The sequence below is a fragment of the Aeromonas sp. FDAARGOS 1409 genome (genome assembly GCF_019048705.1).
Classification (GTDB): Bacteria; Pseudomonadota; Gammaproteobacteria; order Enterobacterales; family Aeromonadaceae; genus Aeromonas; species Aeromonas sanarellii.
This window is the reverse complement of the sequence record NZ_CP077395.1, coordinates 3,422,403-3,436,664: the sequence shown is the minus strand read 5'-3', so window position 1 is coordinate 3,436,664 and position 14,262 is coordinate 3,422,403. Positions and strand designations below refer to the sequence as shown.

General features: G+C 67.0%; 13 protein-coding genes. 12 read left to right on the top strand and 1 reads right to left on the bottom strand.

Annotated features, from left to right (window positions below; all coding sequences use genetic code 11):
* Positions 1 to 122: 122 nt before the first annotated feature.
* The 11 genes from I6L39_RS16160 (at position 123) to I6L39_RS16110 (ending at position 12,394) form a co-directional block, all read left to right on the top strand.
* Positions 123 to 1,073, top strand: coding sequence for a MoxR family ATPase (locus tag I6L39_RS16160; RefSeq protein WP_216990220.1), 951 nt, complete (start codon positions 123 to 125; stop codon positions 1,071 to 1,073).
* Positions 1,074 to 1,119: 46 nt separating this feature from the next.
* Positions 1,120 to 2,010: a DUF58 domain-containing protein gene (locus I6L39_RS16155; protein WP_216990219.1), complete on the top strand. Its 891-nt coding sequence runs from the start codon at positions 1,120 to 1,122 to the stop codon at positions 2,008 to 2,010.
* The gene (locus tag I6L39_RS16150; protein ID WP_216990218.1) at positions 1,995 to 2,534 is read left to right on the top strand and encodes a DUF4381 domain-containing protein; all 540 of its coding nucleotides are present in this window, start codon (positions 1,995 to 1,997) and stop codon (positions 2,532 to 2,534) included. Before I6L39_RS16155 ends, I6L39_RS16150 begins: the two co-directional genes overlap by 16 nt.
* Complete coding sequence (locus I6L39_RS16145; RefSeq protein ID WP_216990217.1) at positions 2,531 to 3,496, top strand: VWA domain-containing protein; 966 nt, start codon at positions 2,531 to 2,533, stop codon at positions 3,494 to 3,496. The genes I6L39_RS16150 and I6L39_RS16145 overlap by 4 nt, the downstream gene beginning before the upstream one ends.
* 24 nt (positions 3,497 to 3,520) lie before the next feature.
* Positions 3,521 to 4,969 carry a tetratricopeptide repeat protein gene (locus I6L39_RS16140; protein WP_216990216.1) on the top strand — a complete coding sequence of 483 codons (1,449 nt, stop codon included), beginning with the start codon at positions 3,521 to 3,523 and terminating at the stop codon, positions 4,967 to 4,969.
* Positions 4,966 to 6,504 carry a BatD family protein gene (locus tag I6L39_RS16135; protein WP_216990215.1) on the top strand — a complete coding sequence of 513 codons (1,539 nt, stop codon included), beginning with the start codon at positions 4,966 to 4,968 and terminating at the stop codon, positions 6,502 to 6,504. Before I6L39_RS16140 ends, I6L39_RS16135 begins: the two co-directional genes overlap by 4 nt.
* Before the next feature lie 39 nt (positions 6,505 to 6,543).
* Entirely contained in the window at positions 6,544 to 7,134 is a 591-nt protein-coding gene (locus I6L39_RS16130; protein ID WP_084202601.1) for a sigma-70 family RNA polymerase sigma factor, read from the top strand.
* The gene (locus tag I6L39_RS16125) at positions 7,127 to 7,870 is read left to right on the top strand and encodes a DUF3379 domain-containing protein (protein ID WP_216990214.1); all 744 of its coding nucleotides are present in this window, start codon (positions 7,127 to 7,129) and stop codon (positions 7,868 to 7,870) included. Before I6L39_RS16130 ends, I6L39_RS16125 begins: the two co-directional genes overlap by 8 nt.
* Before the next feature lie 407 nt (positions 7,871 to 8,277).
* Positions 8,278 to 9,549 carry an outer membrane protein transport protein gene (locus I6L39_RS16120; RefSeq protein ID WP_216990213.1) on the top strand — a complete coding sequence of 424 codons (1,272 nt, stop codon included), beginning with the start codon at positions 8,278 to 8,280 and terminating at the stop codon, positions 9,547 to 9,549.
* A gap of 251 nt (positions 9,550 to 9,800) precedes the next feature.
* Complete coding sequence (locus tag I6L39_RS16115; protein ID WP_216990212.1) at positions 9,801 to 11,057, top strand: OmpP1/FadL family transporter; 1,257 nt, start codon at positions 9,801 to 9,803, stop codon at positions 11,055 to 11,057.
* Positions 11,058 to 11,173: 116 nt separating this feature from the next.
* Positions 11,174 to 12,394 carry an EAL and HDOD domain-containing protein gene (locus tag I6L39_RS16110; protein ID WP_216990211.1) on the top strand — a complete coding sequence of 407 codons (1,221 nt, stop codon included), beginning with the start codon at positions 11,174 to 11,176 and terminating at the stop codon, positions 12,392 to 12,394.
* Positions 12,395 to 12,490: 96 nt separating this feature from the next.
* On the opposite strand, the gene I6L39_RS16105 is transcribed toward I6L39_RS16110, so the two are convergent.
* A complete protein-coding gene (locus I6L39_RS16105) occupies positions 12,491 to 13,654 on the bottom strand; it encodes an acetyl-CoA C-acyltransferase (protein ID WP_216990210.1) in 1,164 nt (387 codons plus the stop codon).
* A 132-nt stretch (positions 13,655 to 13,786) separates the two neighbouring features.
* On the opposite strand from I6L39_RS16105, the gene I6L39_RS16100 reads away from it, so the two are divergent.
* Positions 13,787 to 14,185 carry a MerR family DNA-binding transcriptional regulator gene (locus I6L39_RS16100; protein ID WP_042075666.1) on the top strand — a complete coding sequence of 133 codons (399 nt, stop codon included), beginning with the start codon at positions 13,787 to 13,789 and terminating at the stop codon, positions 14,183 to 14,185.
* Positions 14,186 to 14,262 lie beyond the last annotated feature (77 nt).

The following is a 14,262-nucleotide window of genomic DNA, read 5'->3' as shown; positions in this document are numbered from 1 at the left end:
GCTCACAACTTTCATACAGCTGATTGAAACTAAATTGTCCCCATCTTGCCACCCTCCCTCGCCCTTGCGGGCCAACTGGGGTATAAAAAGATCAACTTCCATAAAAACAACGGGTTTATCGCATGGCAGCGGCCGAGTTCAGAGCACTTGGAGACTATCTGGGCAGCCAGATCCTGGGACAGGGGCCCCTCATCGAGGGGCTCTTGATCGCCCTGTTATGTGAAGGACATGTGCTGATCGAGGGGGCGCCTGGCCTCGCCAAGACCCGGGCCGTCAAGGCGCTGGCCGGGGCGGTGGAGGGTCGCTTCTCCCGCATCCAGTTCACCCCGGATCTGCTCCCTGCCGATCTCACCGGCAGCGAGGTGTTCCATCCCCAGGATGCCAGCTTCGTGTTTCAACCCGGCCCCCTCTTCAACCACCTGGTGCTGGCGGACGAGATCAACCGGGCCCCGGCCAAGGTGCAGTCCGCCCTGCTGGAGGCCATGGCCGAGCACCAGATCACCGTGGGCAAGAAGAGCTGGCGCCTGCCGCCGCTCTTTATGGTGGCCGCCACCCAGAACCCCATAGAACAAGAGGGCACCTACCCCCTGCCGGAGGCCCAGCTCGACCGCTTCCTGCTCAAGCTGCTGGTGGACTACCCCAGCCCCGCCATGGAGCTCGCCATCCTCCAGCTCAACGCCCGGGGCGACGCCCTGCCGCCACCGCCATTGACCCTGAGCCAGGCCGATCTGCTCTCGGCCCGCACCGCGGTGCAGGCCGTGCAGATGCAGGGGCGCCTCGAGCACTACCTGGTGCAGCTGGTCTGCGCCACCCGCCCAGGCTGCGGCCTGTGCCCCGAGCTCGAACCCCTTGTCGCTGTGGGAGCCAGCCCCAGGGCCAGCATCGGATTGGCCCGCGCCGCCCGTGCCCGCGCCTGGCTTGCGGGGCGTGACTTCGTGCTGCCCGAGGACATCCAGCTGCTGGCCCCCGCCGTGCTGCGCCACCGCCTCATCCCCAGCTACCAGGCCCTGGCGGACAACCTGGACAACGAGGCGCTGATCGCCCTGCTGCTGGATGCCGTTCCATGCCCCTGAGCCTTCGTCAGCCCATGGTCTCCTCGCCCCCGAGGCCCCGGCAGTCATGACCCGTGCCGCCGAGCCCCGGGATCACCCCGACATCGCCCTCACCCTCGACCGCCTGCTGGCGGTGCGGCTCTGGGCGCGGCAGGGCGAGCGGGCCCGCATTCACCAGGCGCGCCAGGGACGCGTCAGGCGCCAACCTGGCCTGAGCTTTCGCGAGCTGCGCCTCTATCAGGCCGGAGACGAGGTGCGCCACATCGACTGGCGGGTCACCGCCCGCCTCGGCCGCCCCCACACCCGCCTCTACGGGGAGGAGCAGGAGCAGGCCCACTGGTTGCTGCTGGATCTCTCCCCGGCCATGTACTTCGGTTCCCGCGCCCAGCTCAAGGCCCGCCTCGGCTGCGAGCTCGCGGCCGCCCTGCTCTGGCAGGGGGAGAAGCAGGCCAACACCCTGATCTGTCACGGCATGGACACCCGTCCCCTGCACCAGCGCGGCCCCCTCATCCCCTTGCTGGAGGCGCTCTGCCACCACTACGAGGCGGGGCTGGATCGCGCCCCCCAGCCCCAACTCCTGGCCCAGACCCTGGCGCGGCTCACCCTGCCCCATGGCGCCAGGCTGACCCTGATAAGCCACCACCAGGCGCCGGACAAGACGCTGTGCCAGCAGTTGCAGCGCCTTCGCCTGCGCCACGACATCCACTACTGGCAGATCCGGGACCCCCTGGAGGCGGCCCTGCCCGATCAGGGGCAACTGGCGGTGCAATCGGGCAGGCGCAGCGGCTGGCTCGATGGGGGGCAACCCCGCTTTCGCGCACGCTATCAGGCAGCGGCCAGGGAGCAGGCGGCGGCCAGCCAGCAGCAACTGCTGCCCCTGGTGACACGCCTCTACCGCCTCGACAACGGCGCATCGCTGCAACGCCAGTGGCAGGAGGGTGGATGCCGTCTGTTCTGAACGCCGCCCCCGGGAGCGGGCCGACTTCCCCGTCGACCCCCTTGCAGGGGATCCAGGCCCAGCTTCGCGACATCCATCCGGGGCCGTCCCTCGAGACCGAGCTCGATCCCCGCCTGCCTGCCCTGGGGTGGCTGCTGATCGCGGCCATCGCCGCCTGGCTGATCTGGGCCACGGTGCTCACCCTGTGGCGCCAGCGCCGCTGGGCGCGCCAGATCGAGTGGCAGGCCGACGATCTCGTGCCAAGGCTGCACGAGACGCTGCGGGAGGCGGCCATGGCCCGCTGGCCCGAGGCGGCCTCCCTGCAGGGAGAGGACTGGCTCGCCTGGCTCGACGAGAAGGGCGGCGGCGATTTTGGCCAGTTTGCCTCCCAGTGGCCCCGCTGGCTCTATGGCTCACAGAGGCCCAACGAGGGACAACGGGCAAGGCTGCGCCGCGCTTACCTCAGCTGGGGGCGCCGCTGCGTCAGCAGGCCGGGGCTGCCGTCACTGAGACGGGACGCAGGACGCGCCCGGAGGGTGCCATGATCCTCGCCTGGCCCTGGTTCGCCCTCGCCCTGGTCCTGCCGCTGCTGGTGCGCTTCGGCCTGCCGCCCCTGGCAGGGGGAGGCCGCGCCAGGCTCTCCCATATCGGTTTTCCCCTGCTCCAGCCCCAGGCGGGGCAGCCGTTCTGGCGCATGGCGCTCTGCTGGTGCGCCCTGGTGCTGGCCCTGTGCCGCCCCCAGTGGCAGGAGGCCCCCGTCATCCACTACCATAGCAGCCGGGATCTCATCCTGGCGGTGGATCTCTCCGACAGCATGCGCACCCAGGACATGCTGGACGAGGGGGAGCAGAAAGACAGGCTGGCCGCGGTGCGCCAGCAGATCGACGGGCTCATCGCCGCGCGGCCTGGCGATCGCATCGCCCTCATCGTCTTCGCCGATCACGCCTATCTGCTCTCCCCCCTGACCCAGGAGACCGGGGCCCTGCTCGCCCTCACCCGCGAGCTCGACTTCGATCTGGCAGGGCGCACCACGGCCCTCGGCGAAGCCCTGCTGCTGGCCCGCCAGCACGCCGACCCCACACGCCCCACCGCCCTGCTGCTGGTGACTGACGGGCGCAACACCTCGGGCAACGCGGATCCCCTGACCGAGGCCAGACTGGCCGCGGCCGCCGGCATCCGCCTCTATACCCTGGGGGTGGGCGCCGATCCCGACACCTTTGCCGCTCCAGCAGGGGACGCCGATCCCAGCGCCGAGCTGGATGAAGCCCTGCTGCAGCAGCTGGCCCGGCTGGGGCAGGGCCGCTATTTTCGCGCCCGCAACCAGGGGGAGCTGACCGCCATCAACCAGGCCCTCGACGCCCTGGAGCCCGCCGCCCGTCCCCAGACCCTCTATCGACCCCGCCAGGAGCTCTACCCCTGGCCACTGGCCCTGGCCTGGCTGCTGCTGGCTTGGCCCGCCCGCTGGCCGGGGCGTCTGCGTCCGACAGGGGAGTGGCCCCATGGGTGATCATTCCCCCCGGAGGGCCCCCTGATGGAATTCACCCTGCTGCGCCCGCTCTGGCTTCTGGCACTGATCCCCTGGCTCTGGCAGGGGTGGCGGCGCCGTCGCTCACCCGAGCTGCTCTCCCCCGCCATGCAGGCCTATCTGCTGCCGGCCCGGCGCCGGGCCATTCCCTGGCTCTGGCTCGCCTGTCTGCCGGTGATCCTGGCGCTCTCGGGCCCCGCCCTGCGCCAGCAGAGCCTCGCCATCCAGAGCCCGGCCCTGGATCTCTGGCTGCTGGATCTCTCCGACTCCATGCAGGCGCAGGATCTGCCGCCGGACAGGGCGACCCGGGTACGGCTGCAACTGCGGGAGATGCTGGCGGCCACCGACACCCGGCAGGCACCCCATCCCCTCGGCCTCATCCTGTTTGCCGGGGATGCCTACCTCGCCATGCCGCCGACCCGGGATCATCAGGCCGTCGCCCTGCTGCTGCCGGACCTGCGCCCGGCCATCATGCCCATTCAGGGCAGCGCCCCCGAGCGGGCCGTGGCCCTGGCCCTCGCACAGATCCCCCCAGGCCAGTCCGCCCGCCTGCTCCTCGTCACCGACGGCCTGTCGCAGACGCAGCGCGAACGCATCGCCGCCCTCTGGCCCTGTCTGGACGACCTCTTCTGCCCCAAGGGAACCCCCCCCCGCCTCGACATTCTGCTGGCCAGCGGCGGCCAGGAGACACAGCTGCCCGCCGCCGAGCACAGGCAGCTCGGAAGCCCCACCCTGCCGGCCCCCGACGCGGCGGCCATGGCGCGGCTCGCGGCCAGCACTGGGGGGACGCTGCAGTGGCTGCAGGCAGGCCAGCCCCGCTTCGCCCCCCTGCCCATGAGCCAGACCCTCACCCAGGTGCAGTCCCGGGATCTCGGCCCCTGGCTGCTGATCCCCCTGCTGCCCCTGGCGCTGCTGGCGCGCATCGGCGCCCACTGGCTGATCGTGCTCATGGCCATCGGCCTCTGCCCGCCTCCCCTGCAGGCGGCTGGCTCCTGGCAGGACCAGCAAGGCTGGCGCGCCTTCCAGCAGGGCCGCTATCAGGAAGCGGCCAGGACCTTCCAGGATCCCGTCTGGCAAGGCAACGCCTGGTACAGGGCCGGCGACCATGCCAGGGCCGTGGCCGCCTATGGCCGCGCCGACAGCGCCACCGCCCATTACAACCGCGGCAATGCCCTGGTCTGGCTCGGGGATCTCGCGGCGGCCGAGCAGGCCTATCTGGCCGCCCTCAAGCGGGAGCCCGGCCATCAGGATGCCCTGCACAACCTGGCCCTGCTGCGGGCCGGCGCGCCCCAGGCAGCCCCCCAGGCACAGCCCGCCGATCCCGGCGAGCGTCCCGACCCTTCGAACGCATCGGATAGCCCCCGCCCTCCTGCCCCCCCCGTGCTGCTGCTGGAGCAGCGCCTGCGCAAGGAGGCCCAGCGCCGCCCCCTTCTCAAGGTGGAGGAGCCCTGGTGATCCCCTGCGTTCGCTCATGCCTCTCATCTGTCCACGCCTGGACCGGCTGGCTGCTGGTTGTCCTCCTGCTGGCCTTGCCGGCACAGGCCGCGCCCCCTCGCGTCGAGCTGCTGCCGGGGGCAAAGGAGAGCGACTGGCTGCTCATCGTCGAAGCCGACGGGGAGCGGCGCGATGACGAGCTCGACCTGCGCCCCCTGCTGCGCCAGTTTGCGGTGGGCCGGGTCAGCATCAGCCGCGTCCATACCCAGACCCGCCGCCTGACCCGCTGGCAGATCCCCCTGCACCTGCTGGACACCAGCCCGCGCCTCGTGCCCCCCCTGCCCCTCGGAACCGAATTCACCCCGCAGCGCCCCCTGACGGCACGCCGGGCAGTCGGCACCCTGGTGCCCCTCCCCGCGCAGCTCGTCTCCCCCGTCGAGCTGCAGGCCCAGGTGCTGCACCAGGGCCCCCTCTACCCGGGCCAGCCCTTCATCTATCAGTTGAGCCTGTGGCTGCCGGCCAACCTGGAGGCCCCCCATCTCGGCGAGCCCACTGCCCCCGCCTTCACCATCCGCCGGCTCGGCGACGATCGCTGGGAGTCCCCCGCGAGCCCCGGCATGCCCGGGCGCCTGACCCGCAAGTGGCTGCTGCAGGCCAGGGAGCCCGGACAGCACGCCATCGAATCCCCCCGCCTGGAGGGACGGCTGCCGGACGCCGCCGCGCCGACGGGGACGGAGGAGCGGCTGTCCGCCAGGGCGACCACCCTCTTCGTCAAGGTGGACAAGGCGCCGCTGGAGCCGGTGGCAAGCAGCCTGGTACTGCGCCAGCAGCTCAGTCCGCCCCGGGCCCGGGTCGGCGAGCCCGTGATCCGCACCCTCACCCTGGTGATGGAGGGAGGGGACGGCAGCCGCCTGTCCCCGCTCCCGGCACCGCCTCTGCCCGCCGGCCTCTCCATGCAGCCGGACGGCGAGCAGCAGCAGGAGCGCTTCGTGGCCGAAGGGGTGCTGCGCTTCGAGCGCCAGTGGCGCCAGGCCCTGACCGCAGGGGCGGCGGGTTCCTATGCGTTGCCGGCGCAGACCCTGCGCTGGTTCAACACCCGGAGCGGGCGCATCGAGGAGGCCCAACTGCCCGCACAGATCCTGGTGTTCGAGGCCGGCGCAGGCGAGGCCGCCGCCCCGCCGCCGGGTACGCAGAGCCTCTACTGGGTGGTGATGGCGATCTTGCTGCGCGCCTGGTGGCGGCGCTGGCCACGCTGGCTCGCCTTCTATCGCCTGCAGCGCGCCCTCGCCGCCCGCGCGCCGGACGCGGCCAGACGGGCCCTGCTGGCCTGGGCGGCGCTGCGCTGGGGTACCCCCTGCCAGCACCTGGCCAGCCTGCCCTGTCACCGGGCCCCCGTCATGGGCCCCCTGCTTGACGGGCTGGATCGGGCCTGTTTCGGCCCGCCTCAGGCCGTCGGCGACACGCTGCACTGGCAGGCGCTGGCCCGGGAGCTGTGCACCCGGGAGACCTTTGCGATAGCCTATGCTCTTGGCAAGCTGGCCTGGCGACGTTCCTGACGCCTGCCGGGAGCCACTCATGCAAAAGGACATCCCTTCATGGCGTTAGGTTTTTTTAGAAAAAAGAAGGCGGGAACGGGAAAGGATCCCTCGGCCAACCCGGTCTATCAGGAGATGGCAGACAGACAAACCAAATACGAGGCCCTGGTGCACGCCCTGCACGGGGACATCTACCGCTACGCCTACTGGCTGTGCCGGGATCCGCAAATCGCCGAGGATCTGGTGCAGGAGACCTTCCTGCGCGCCTGGAAGGGGATCGACACCCTGCAGGATGACAAGGCCGCCAAGGCGTGGCTCATCACCATCTTGCGGCGGGAGAATGCCCGTCGTTTCGAGCGCAAGCAGTTCGATCTCGTCGATCTCGACGAGCATCCCCAGCGCGATCAGGCCGCCCTGCACAACGAGCAGGAGATGGAGCACGAGTGGCTGAGGCGCCACATCGCCCGCCTGCCCGCCGAGTATCGGGAGCCCCTGTTGCTGCAGATGCTTGGGGGATTCAGTGGCGAGGAGATCGCCGAGCAACTCGGCCTGAACAAGAACACCGTCATGACGCGGCTGTTTCGGGCCCGCAACCAGATCAAAGAGGCCATGGAGTCTGCGCAGCAACAGAGAGGACACACCAATGGATGAGCTTGAATTTCGCCGCCGGGCCATCACCCATCCCTCGGACAGGGATCCCGCCTTTCTGGAGGCCGCAGAGACCTCCCCTGCCAATCGCAAGCACCTGGAGGAGATGAAGCAGCTCGACCGGCAGCTGCGCCGCACCCTGGAGGTGGAGGTCCCGGCCGGGCTCGCCGACCGGATCCTGCTCAGGCAGGCGGTGGAGGCCAGCGACGAGGTCGTGGTCCCCCTCACCCCTGCGGCCCCGCGCCGCACCTGGCGCCCCGTCGCCATCGCGGCCTCGGTCGCCTTCCTGCTCGGCCTGAGCACCCGCTGGATCAGCTGGCCCCCGGCCTCCGAACCCTTCTCGCTGGCCCAGGTCGCCATGGCTCACGTCTACGGCGAGGAGCCCTTCATCCACGATGTGGACGAGAAGGTGAGCCTGCAGACCATCAACGCCAAGATGGAAAAATATGGCGCCACCCTGACGGACATGCAGGGCATGACGGTGACCTATATCAATCACTGTGCCTTTTATCAGGGGCCGGCCCTGCACATGGTGATCCAGGGCAAGATGGGGCCTGTCACCCTGTTCCTGGTGCCCAAGCACCTGCCACTGGCGATCCAGCCCGATTTTGCCGATGGTCGGCTCAAGGGGGAGATACTGCCGCTCAAGGGGGCCAACATGGTGCTGATCGGCGACATGCAGGAGCCGCTCGCCCCCGTTGCCCGGCAGATCGAGTCCCACCTGCAGTGGTCCATTTAACAGATCTTAACCCTGGCTGACCGGAACCGGTGCCACGCAAAAACACAGGCAGATACCCTCAATGTCTGCCTGTTCATCTCAGAATCCCCGCACGTTCCCGCTTCTTGCCTCTCTGACATCACATTTTTGCCATTTATTTTGAATGACACGAACGAAACCCTTTGTTTCTTATTTATCCAATAATGGATAAAACAGACCAATAAAACGGCAAATTCAAACAAATGATTAACACAATGGAAACTTTTATGTATTCTGCTGTCACTGGTCTGATTTCTTACCTCCTACCAGATCCATAGAATCACGCCAGAAATGTATGGGAAGAAGCTGACATAACAACAGATCTTGTCGCCTACAGCGGCCAAAGAGCCGCGATGTCGACAGAAAATCTGCTACAAAGAGAGAACACTATGACGACTGCCTTTTTCAAGAAAAGCCTGATCGCTACGGCCATGACCCTGGCCAGCACCCAGACCTTCGCCGCCGCGTTCCAGCTGAACGAGCACTCGGCCTCCGGTCTGGGCCGTGCCTATGCCGGTGAAGCCGCCATCGCCGACAATGCAGCCGTGCTGTCCCGCAACCCGGCAGCCATGACCACCTTCGACAAGATGGCTCTGTCTGTCTCCGGCACCTATATCAAGCCCGACGTGGACGTGGCAGGCGACATCTATGCCGGTCCGACCAAGCTGGCACCGTCCAGCGAGAGCGACATCGCCCCCGATGCCTTCGTGCCGGCCAGCTACTTCATCCAGCCCCTGAACGATCAGTGGGCCTGGGGCATCGGCCTGTTCTCCAACTACGGCCTCTCCACCGAGTACTCCAAGACCTTCGCGGCCGGTGCCGGTGCCGGTGACACCGAGCTGGTCACCCTGAACATCAACCCCAACATCGCCTATCGCATCAACTCCAACTTCAGCGTCGGCGCCGGTATCAACGCCGTCTATGCCCAGGCCGAGCTGAACCGCTATGCCGGTGCGCTGGCTGCCGCCATCCCGGGTGCCAACTCCGATACCCGCCTGGCGCACCTGAAGGGCGACACCTGGGGCTTTGGCTGGAACGTCGGCACCCTGTACGAGATCAACGAAAACCACCGCCTCGCCCTGACCTACCGCTCCCAGGTGGACTTGAGCTTTGACGGCGACTTCCAGGGCGCCACCTCCGGCAACCGCGTCGTCGACGGCAACCTGAAGCTGGATCTGCCGGCCCAGGCCGAATTCGCCGGTTACCACCGTCTGAACCAGCAGTTCGCGGTGCACTACTCAGTGAACTGGACCGACTGGAGCGCCTTCCAGGAGCTCAAGGCCACCAGCAGCAACTGTGCCGGCGGTGTCTGCCTGCAAAAGGACGAGAAGTTCAAGGATTCCGCCCGCTACGCCTTGGGCGGCACCTGGTACGTCAACCCGTCCTGGGAAGCCCGCATCGGCTTCGCCTATGACAACAGCCCCATCGAGCCGGAATACCGCAGCCTGAGCATCCCCGACTCCGACCGCGTCTGGTACAGCGCCGGTGCCACCTACCACATCGATCAGGACATGAGCGTCGATTTCGGCATGGCCTACCTGGACGGCAAGGAAGTGGACGTGAACGAAGGCCTGCGCAGCCACGGCGACGCCCTGCGCTGGAAAGGCACCTCCCACGGCAACGCCTTCCTGGCCTCCGCCCAGTTCAACATGAAGTTCTGATTTCATCGCCATCAAAGAGAGCGCCCCAGGGCGCTCTTTTTTTATACCAGGGCCCTGTTTCGGCGCACACATGTAGCAAACAACTGTTCTCTTTTCGTTTTTTATCAATCTGTTATAGCCATGCCTGCCAGCATTTAATCCCGTTTTGCTCCCCTGGCCACGCCGCCCGTTGCCTTACTGGTCGTACCATATAAAATCCCGGCCCCAACCGAATAACAGAATGAACGTCCAGTTCACTCCGAGGACAAGCCATGCATCCGACCATCAAACCCTCCCTCATCGCCCTGCTGCTGTTGTCTGGCCATGCCCAGGGCGCCGGCTTCCAGCTGGCGGAGCAATCGGCCACCGGCCTGGGGCGTGCCTTCGCAGGCGAAGCCGCCATCGCCGACAATGCCAGCGTGCTCGCCCGCAACGCCGCCACCATGACCCGCTTCGATCGCACCGCCTTCTCCGGTGGCGTCATCCATATTCAGCCCGACGTCAACATCGAGGGAGTGACCCGGGTCCCCACCGCCACGGGGCCGGTGGCCCTCGACGCCAGCGCCCACGACATCGCGGACAATGCCTGGGTCCCCAACGCCTACCTCATCCTTCCCCTGAATGAACAGTGGTGGCTGGGTCTGGCGGCAACCTCCTACTACGGCCTCGGCATCCAGATGCCGGATAACTACAACGCCGGCCACTTCGGCAACGTTTCCGACATCAAGACGGTGGATCTGGGGGCCTCCCTGGCCTACCGCATCAGCGACAGCTGGAGCCTCGGGGCCGGCCTCTCCGCCATCCATGGGGAGGGGGAAGTGGGCGGCACCTTCCCCTCCAACAACAAGATAGCCAAGCACCTCAAGGGGGACGGCTGGGCCCTCGGCTGGCACCTGGGCACCCTGCTTGAGCTGTCACAGGCCACCCGCATCGGTCTCTCCTATCGCCACGACGTGAACCTGACCCTCTCAGGCGACGCCGTCGGCACGGATCTGCAGGGTCGCACCTTCACCGACACCGGCAGCCTGGATCTGCCCCTGCCCGCCACCGCCGAGCTGGCCCTGTTCCATCAGCTGACCCCGTCCCTGGCGCTGCACTCGAGCATCAACTGGACCAACTGGAGCAAGTTCGTGCAGCTCGAATCCGAGCTCGATCACTATGGCACCATGCATATCAAGGACGAGCACTGGGAAGACAGCTGGCGCTACGCCCTCGGCCTGACCTACCAGCCGGCGCCCCAGTGGCAGCTGCGCTCCGGCCTTGCCTATGATCGCAGCCCGGTGCCCGCCGATCGCCGCACCATCTCCATCCCCGACTCGGACCGGATCTGGTACAGCGCCGGGGTGGGCTACCAGATAGATCGCAATCTGTCGCTGGACGTCGGCCTCACCCTGATCGACGGCAAGAAGGTGGATGTGAGCGAGACCCTGCAGCTCAAGCCCGGCGTGCCGCAAACCACCTCCACCTTCCAGGGCACTTCGGAAGGGGACGCCTGGCTGGCCGGCCTGCAGCTCAACTACCTCTTCTGACCCCAAATCCTGCCGTGCAACACTCTGCCAGTTGTTGACCGTCTCGACCCGCTCGACACTGGCATAGTGATCCGCTTCACCATAGAATCAAGCCTGCACCCATGGTGGAGAGATGCATGTATTCCTATGTAGCAAGGCAGCCCATTCTGGATCGGGAGTTGAGAACCCAAGCCTATGAGCTGCTGTTTCGCGACAGCCTGGACAACGTGTTTCCCCCCGTCTCGGCACAGCAGGCCACCTCCCGACTGGTGGCCGAACAGTTTCTGCAGCAGAACATCGATCACCTGCTGGGCGGGCACCCCTGCTTCATCAACTTCCCCCACTCCCTGCTGCTGGATGGCCTGGCCGAATGCCTTCCCCATGACAAGGTCGTCATCGAGATACTGGAAGACGCCGAGCCCGATGACGCCCTCCTGGCCAAGGTGATCCAGCTCTACGAGCTGGGCTATCGGCTGGCGCTGGACGACTTCACCCTGGTCTCGGAGTGGGACAGGTTCCTTCCCTATATCCACATCATCAAGTTCGATCTGCGCAGCACGCCGCTCCCCTGCATCGAGCGGTTCATGGCGAGCCATCGCCACCTGCCCCTGACCTATCTCGCCGAGAAGGTGGAGGATCAGGCCGAGTTTGAGCAGATGAAGCGGCTCGGCGTCACCCTGTTCCAGGGCTTCTTCTTCAGCCTTCCCCAGATGGTGCAGCAACCTGCCATGCCGCCGGCCCAGCTGGTGGTGATGCAGCTGCTGGAGGTAGTCAACCAGCCCGAGCCGGATCTGGACAGGATAGAGCGGCTGCTCAATCAGGATCTCTCCCTCTCCCTCAAGCTGCTGCGCTACGTCAACCACCTCAAGCGCTTTCCCCAGCCCATCGCCTCCTTTCGCCAGGCCGCCAGCTCCCTGGGCCACGCCCAGCTGAAGCGCTTCGTGGCCCTCATCGCCGCCACCAGCGCCGGTCACGACAAGAGTGCCGAGCTCTACCAGATGTCCCTCATCCGGGCCCGGTTCTGCGAGCTGCTGGCACAGACCCACGGCCCCGCCCAGCAGGCACAGCAGGCCTTCATCACCGGACTCTTCTCCCTCTTGGACGTGCTGATGGGGCAGCCGCTGGAGCAACTGCTCGGCACCATCCCCCTGACCGACGACATTCGCGCCGCCCTGCTGGCGCGCACGGGCAATCTGGGCTTCTACCTCGCGTTCTGTGAAGAGTACGAGAAGGCCAACTGGCAGCGGATCGCCGCCAGCACTGTCCGCCTCGGCCTCAACGAGGAGAAGGTCAGCCACCTCTATCTGACCGCCACCGCCTGGGTCGATCAGCAGCTCCAGGCCATGGGGGTGGAATAGACCCCTCTCCCTCACCTCTAAATGACAACGTCCCTCATGGAGGGACGTTGTCATTTCATCGTGCAGGACCATCGTGCCCGAGTCCGTTGTCTGGCGTCAGCCCAGCTCGATGGCTATGGCGGTCGCCTCCCCGCCCCCGATGCACAGACTCGCCACCCCCCGCTTGAGCCCGCGCGTGCGCAGGGCGTGAACCAGGGTCACCAGGATGCGGGCGCCGCTGGCCCCGAGGGGATGCCCCAGCGCGCAGGCCCCGCCGTTCACGTTCAGCTTGTGATGGGGGATGCCGCAGCCCGCCATGGCCAGCATGCTCACCATGGCGAAGGCCTCGTTCACCTCGAACAGATCCACTTCCTCCACCGACCAGCCCACCCGGGCCAGCAGCTTGTCGATGGCGCCGACGGGGGCGCTGGTAAACTCCGCCGGCAGGGCGGCATGGCTCTGGTAGCCCACCACCCTGGCAAGCACGGACAACCCCAGGCGCTCGGCGGTCTCGGCCCGCATCAGCACCAGCGCCGCCGCCCCGTCCGAGATGGAGCTGGCGTTGGCCGCCGTGATGGTGCCGGTCTTGCTGAAGGCCGGTTTCAGGGTCGGTATCTTGTCGGGCCTGGCCTTGCCCGGTTGCTCGTCATCGGCCAGCAGCAGGGCATCAGCGGCCATCACGGGCGCCAGCTCTGCCTGGAAGGCGCCACTCTGCTGCGCCGCCAGGGCCCGCTCCAGGGAGGCGATGGCGAAGGCATCCATGTCGGCCCGGGTCAACCCGGCCCGGTCCGCGCAGAGCTGGGCATAGTGCCCCATCAGCTGCCCCTCGTAGGCATCCTGCAAGCCGTCGAGGAACATGTGATCCAGCACGGTCGAATGGCCCATGCGATAACCGCTGCGCGCCTTGTCCAGCAGATAGGGGGCCCGGCTCATGCTCTCCATGCCCCCCGCCACCACCACCTCGGCTTCCCCCAGGCGCAGGCTGTCCGCCGCCAGCATCACCGCCTTCATGCCGGAGCCGCACACCTTGTTCAGGGTGGTGCAGGGCACGCTGTCCGGCAGCCCGGCCTTGAGCGCCGCCTGGCGGGCCGGGGCCTGCCCGACCCCGGCACTCAGCACGTTGCCGAAGTAGACCTCATCGACCCTGTCCCCATCAATGCCCGCCGCCGTCAGCGCGGCGCGGATGGCGCAGGCGCCGAGCTCGGGAGCCGTCAGACCGCTCAGGGCTCCCTGAAAAGCCCCCATGGGGGTACGTTTGGCCGCAACAATCACGATATCCATCGATAGCACTCTCCTTGTTACATTGGGATAACATATGCCGCCGCCGTCACCGGAACAAGACTTGCGGGGAAGTTGACGTTTGGGTAAGGTGCCAGCCTGCATTGACAATCAGATGACAGCCAAGACAGCCCTATGACCAAATCCAAGGATGAGAGCCGTACCTTCAGCATCAGCGAACTGGCCCGCGAGTTCGATGTGACCACCCGCAGCATCCGCTTCTACGAGGATCAGGGGTTGCTGAACCCGACCCGCCAGGGGCAGACCCGGATCTACAGCCGTCAGGACAGGGTACGCCTCAAGCTGACCCTGCGCGGCAAGCGGCTGGGCTTCAGCCTGGCGGACATTCGCGAGCTGTTCGATCTCTACGACGCGGACAAGAGCAGCCGCTCCCAGTTGCAGACCATGCTGGGACTGGTGGCCGACAAGCGGGAGACGCTGCAGCAGCAGCTCGAAGACATTCAGATGGTGCTGCTGGAGCTGGAGGCGGCCGAGCAGCGCTGCCGACAGGCCCTGGCCCAGCTGGGCGCCTGAACTCGGGGCGTTCGCCCGGGCTGACGGAGAACACGGGGAAAAGAAGAGGGAGGCACTTGGCCTCCCTCTTCTGTTTA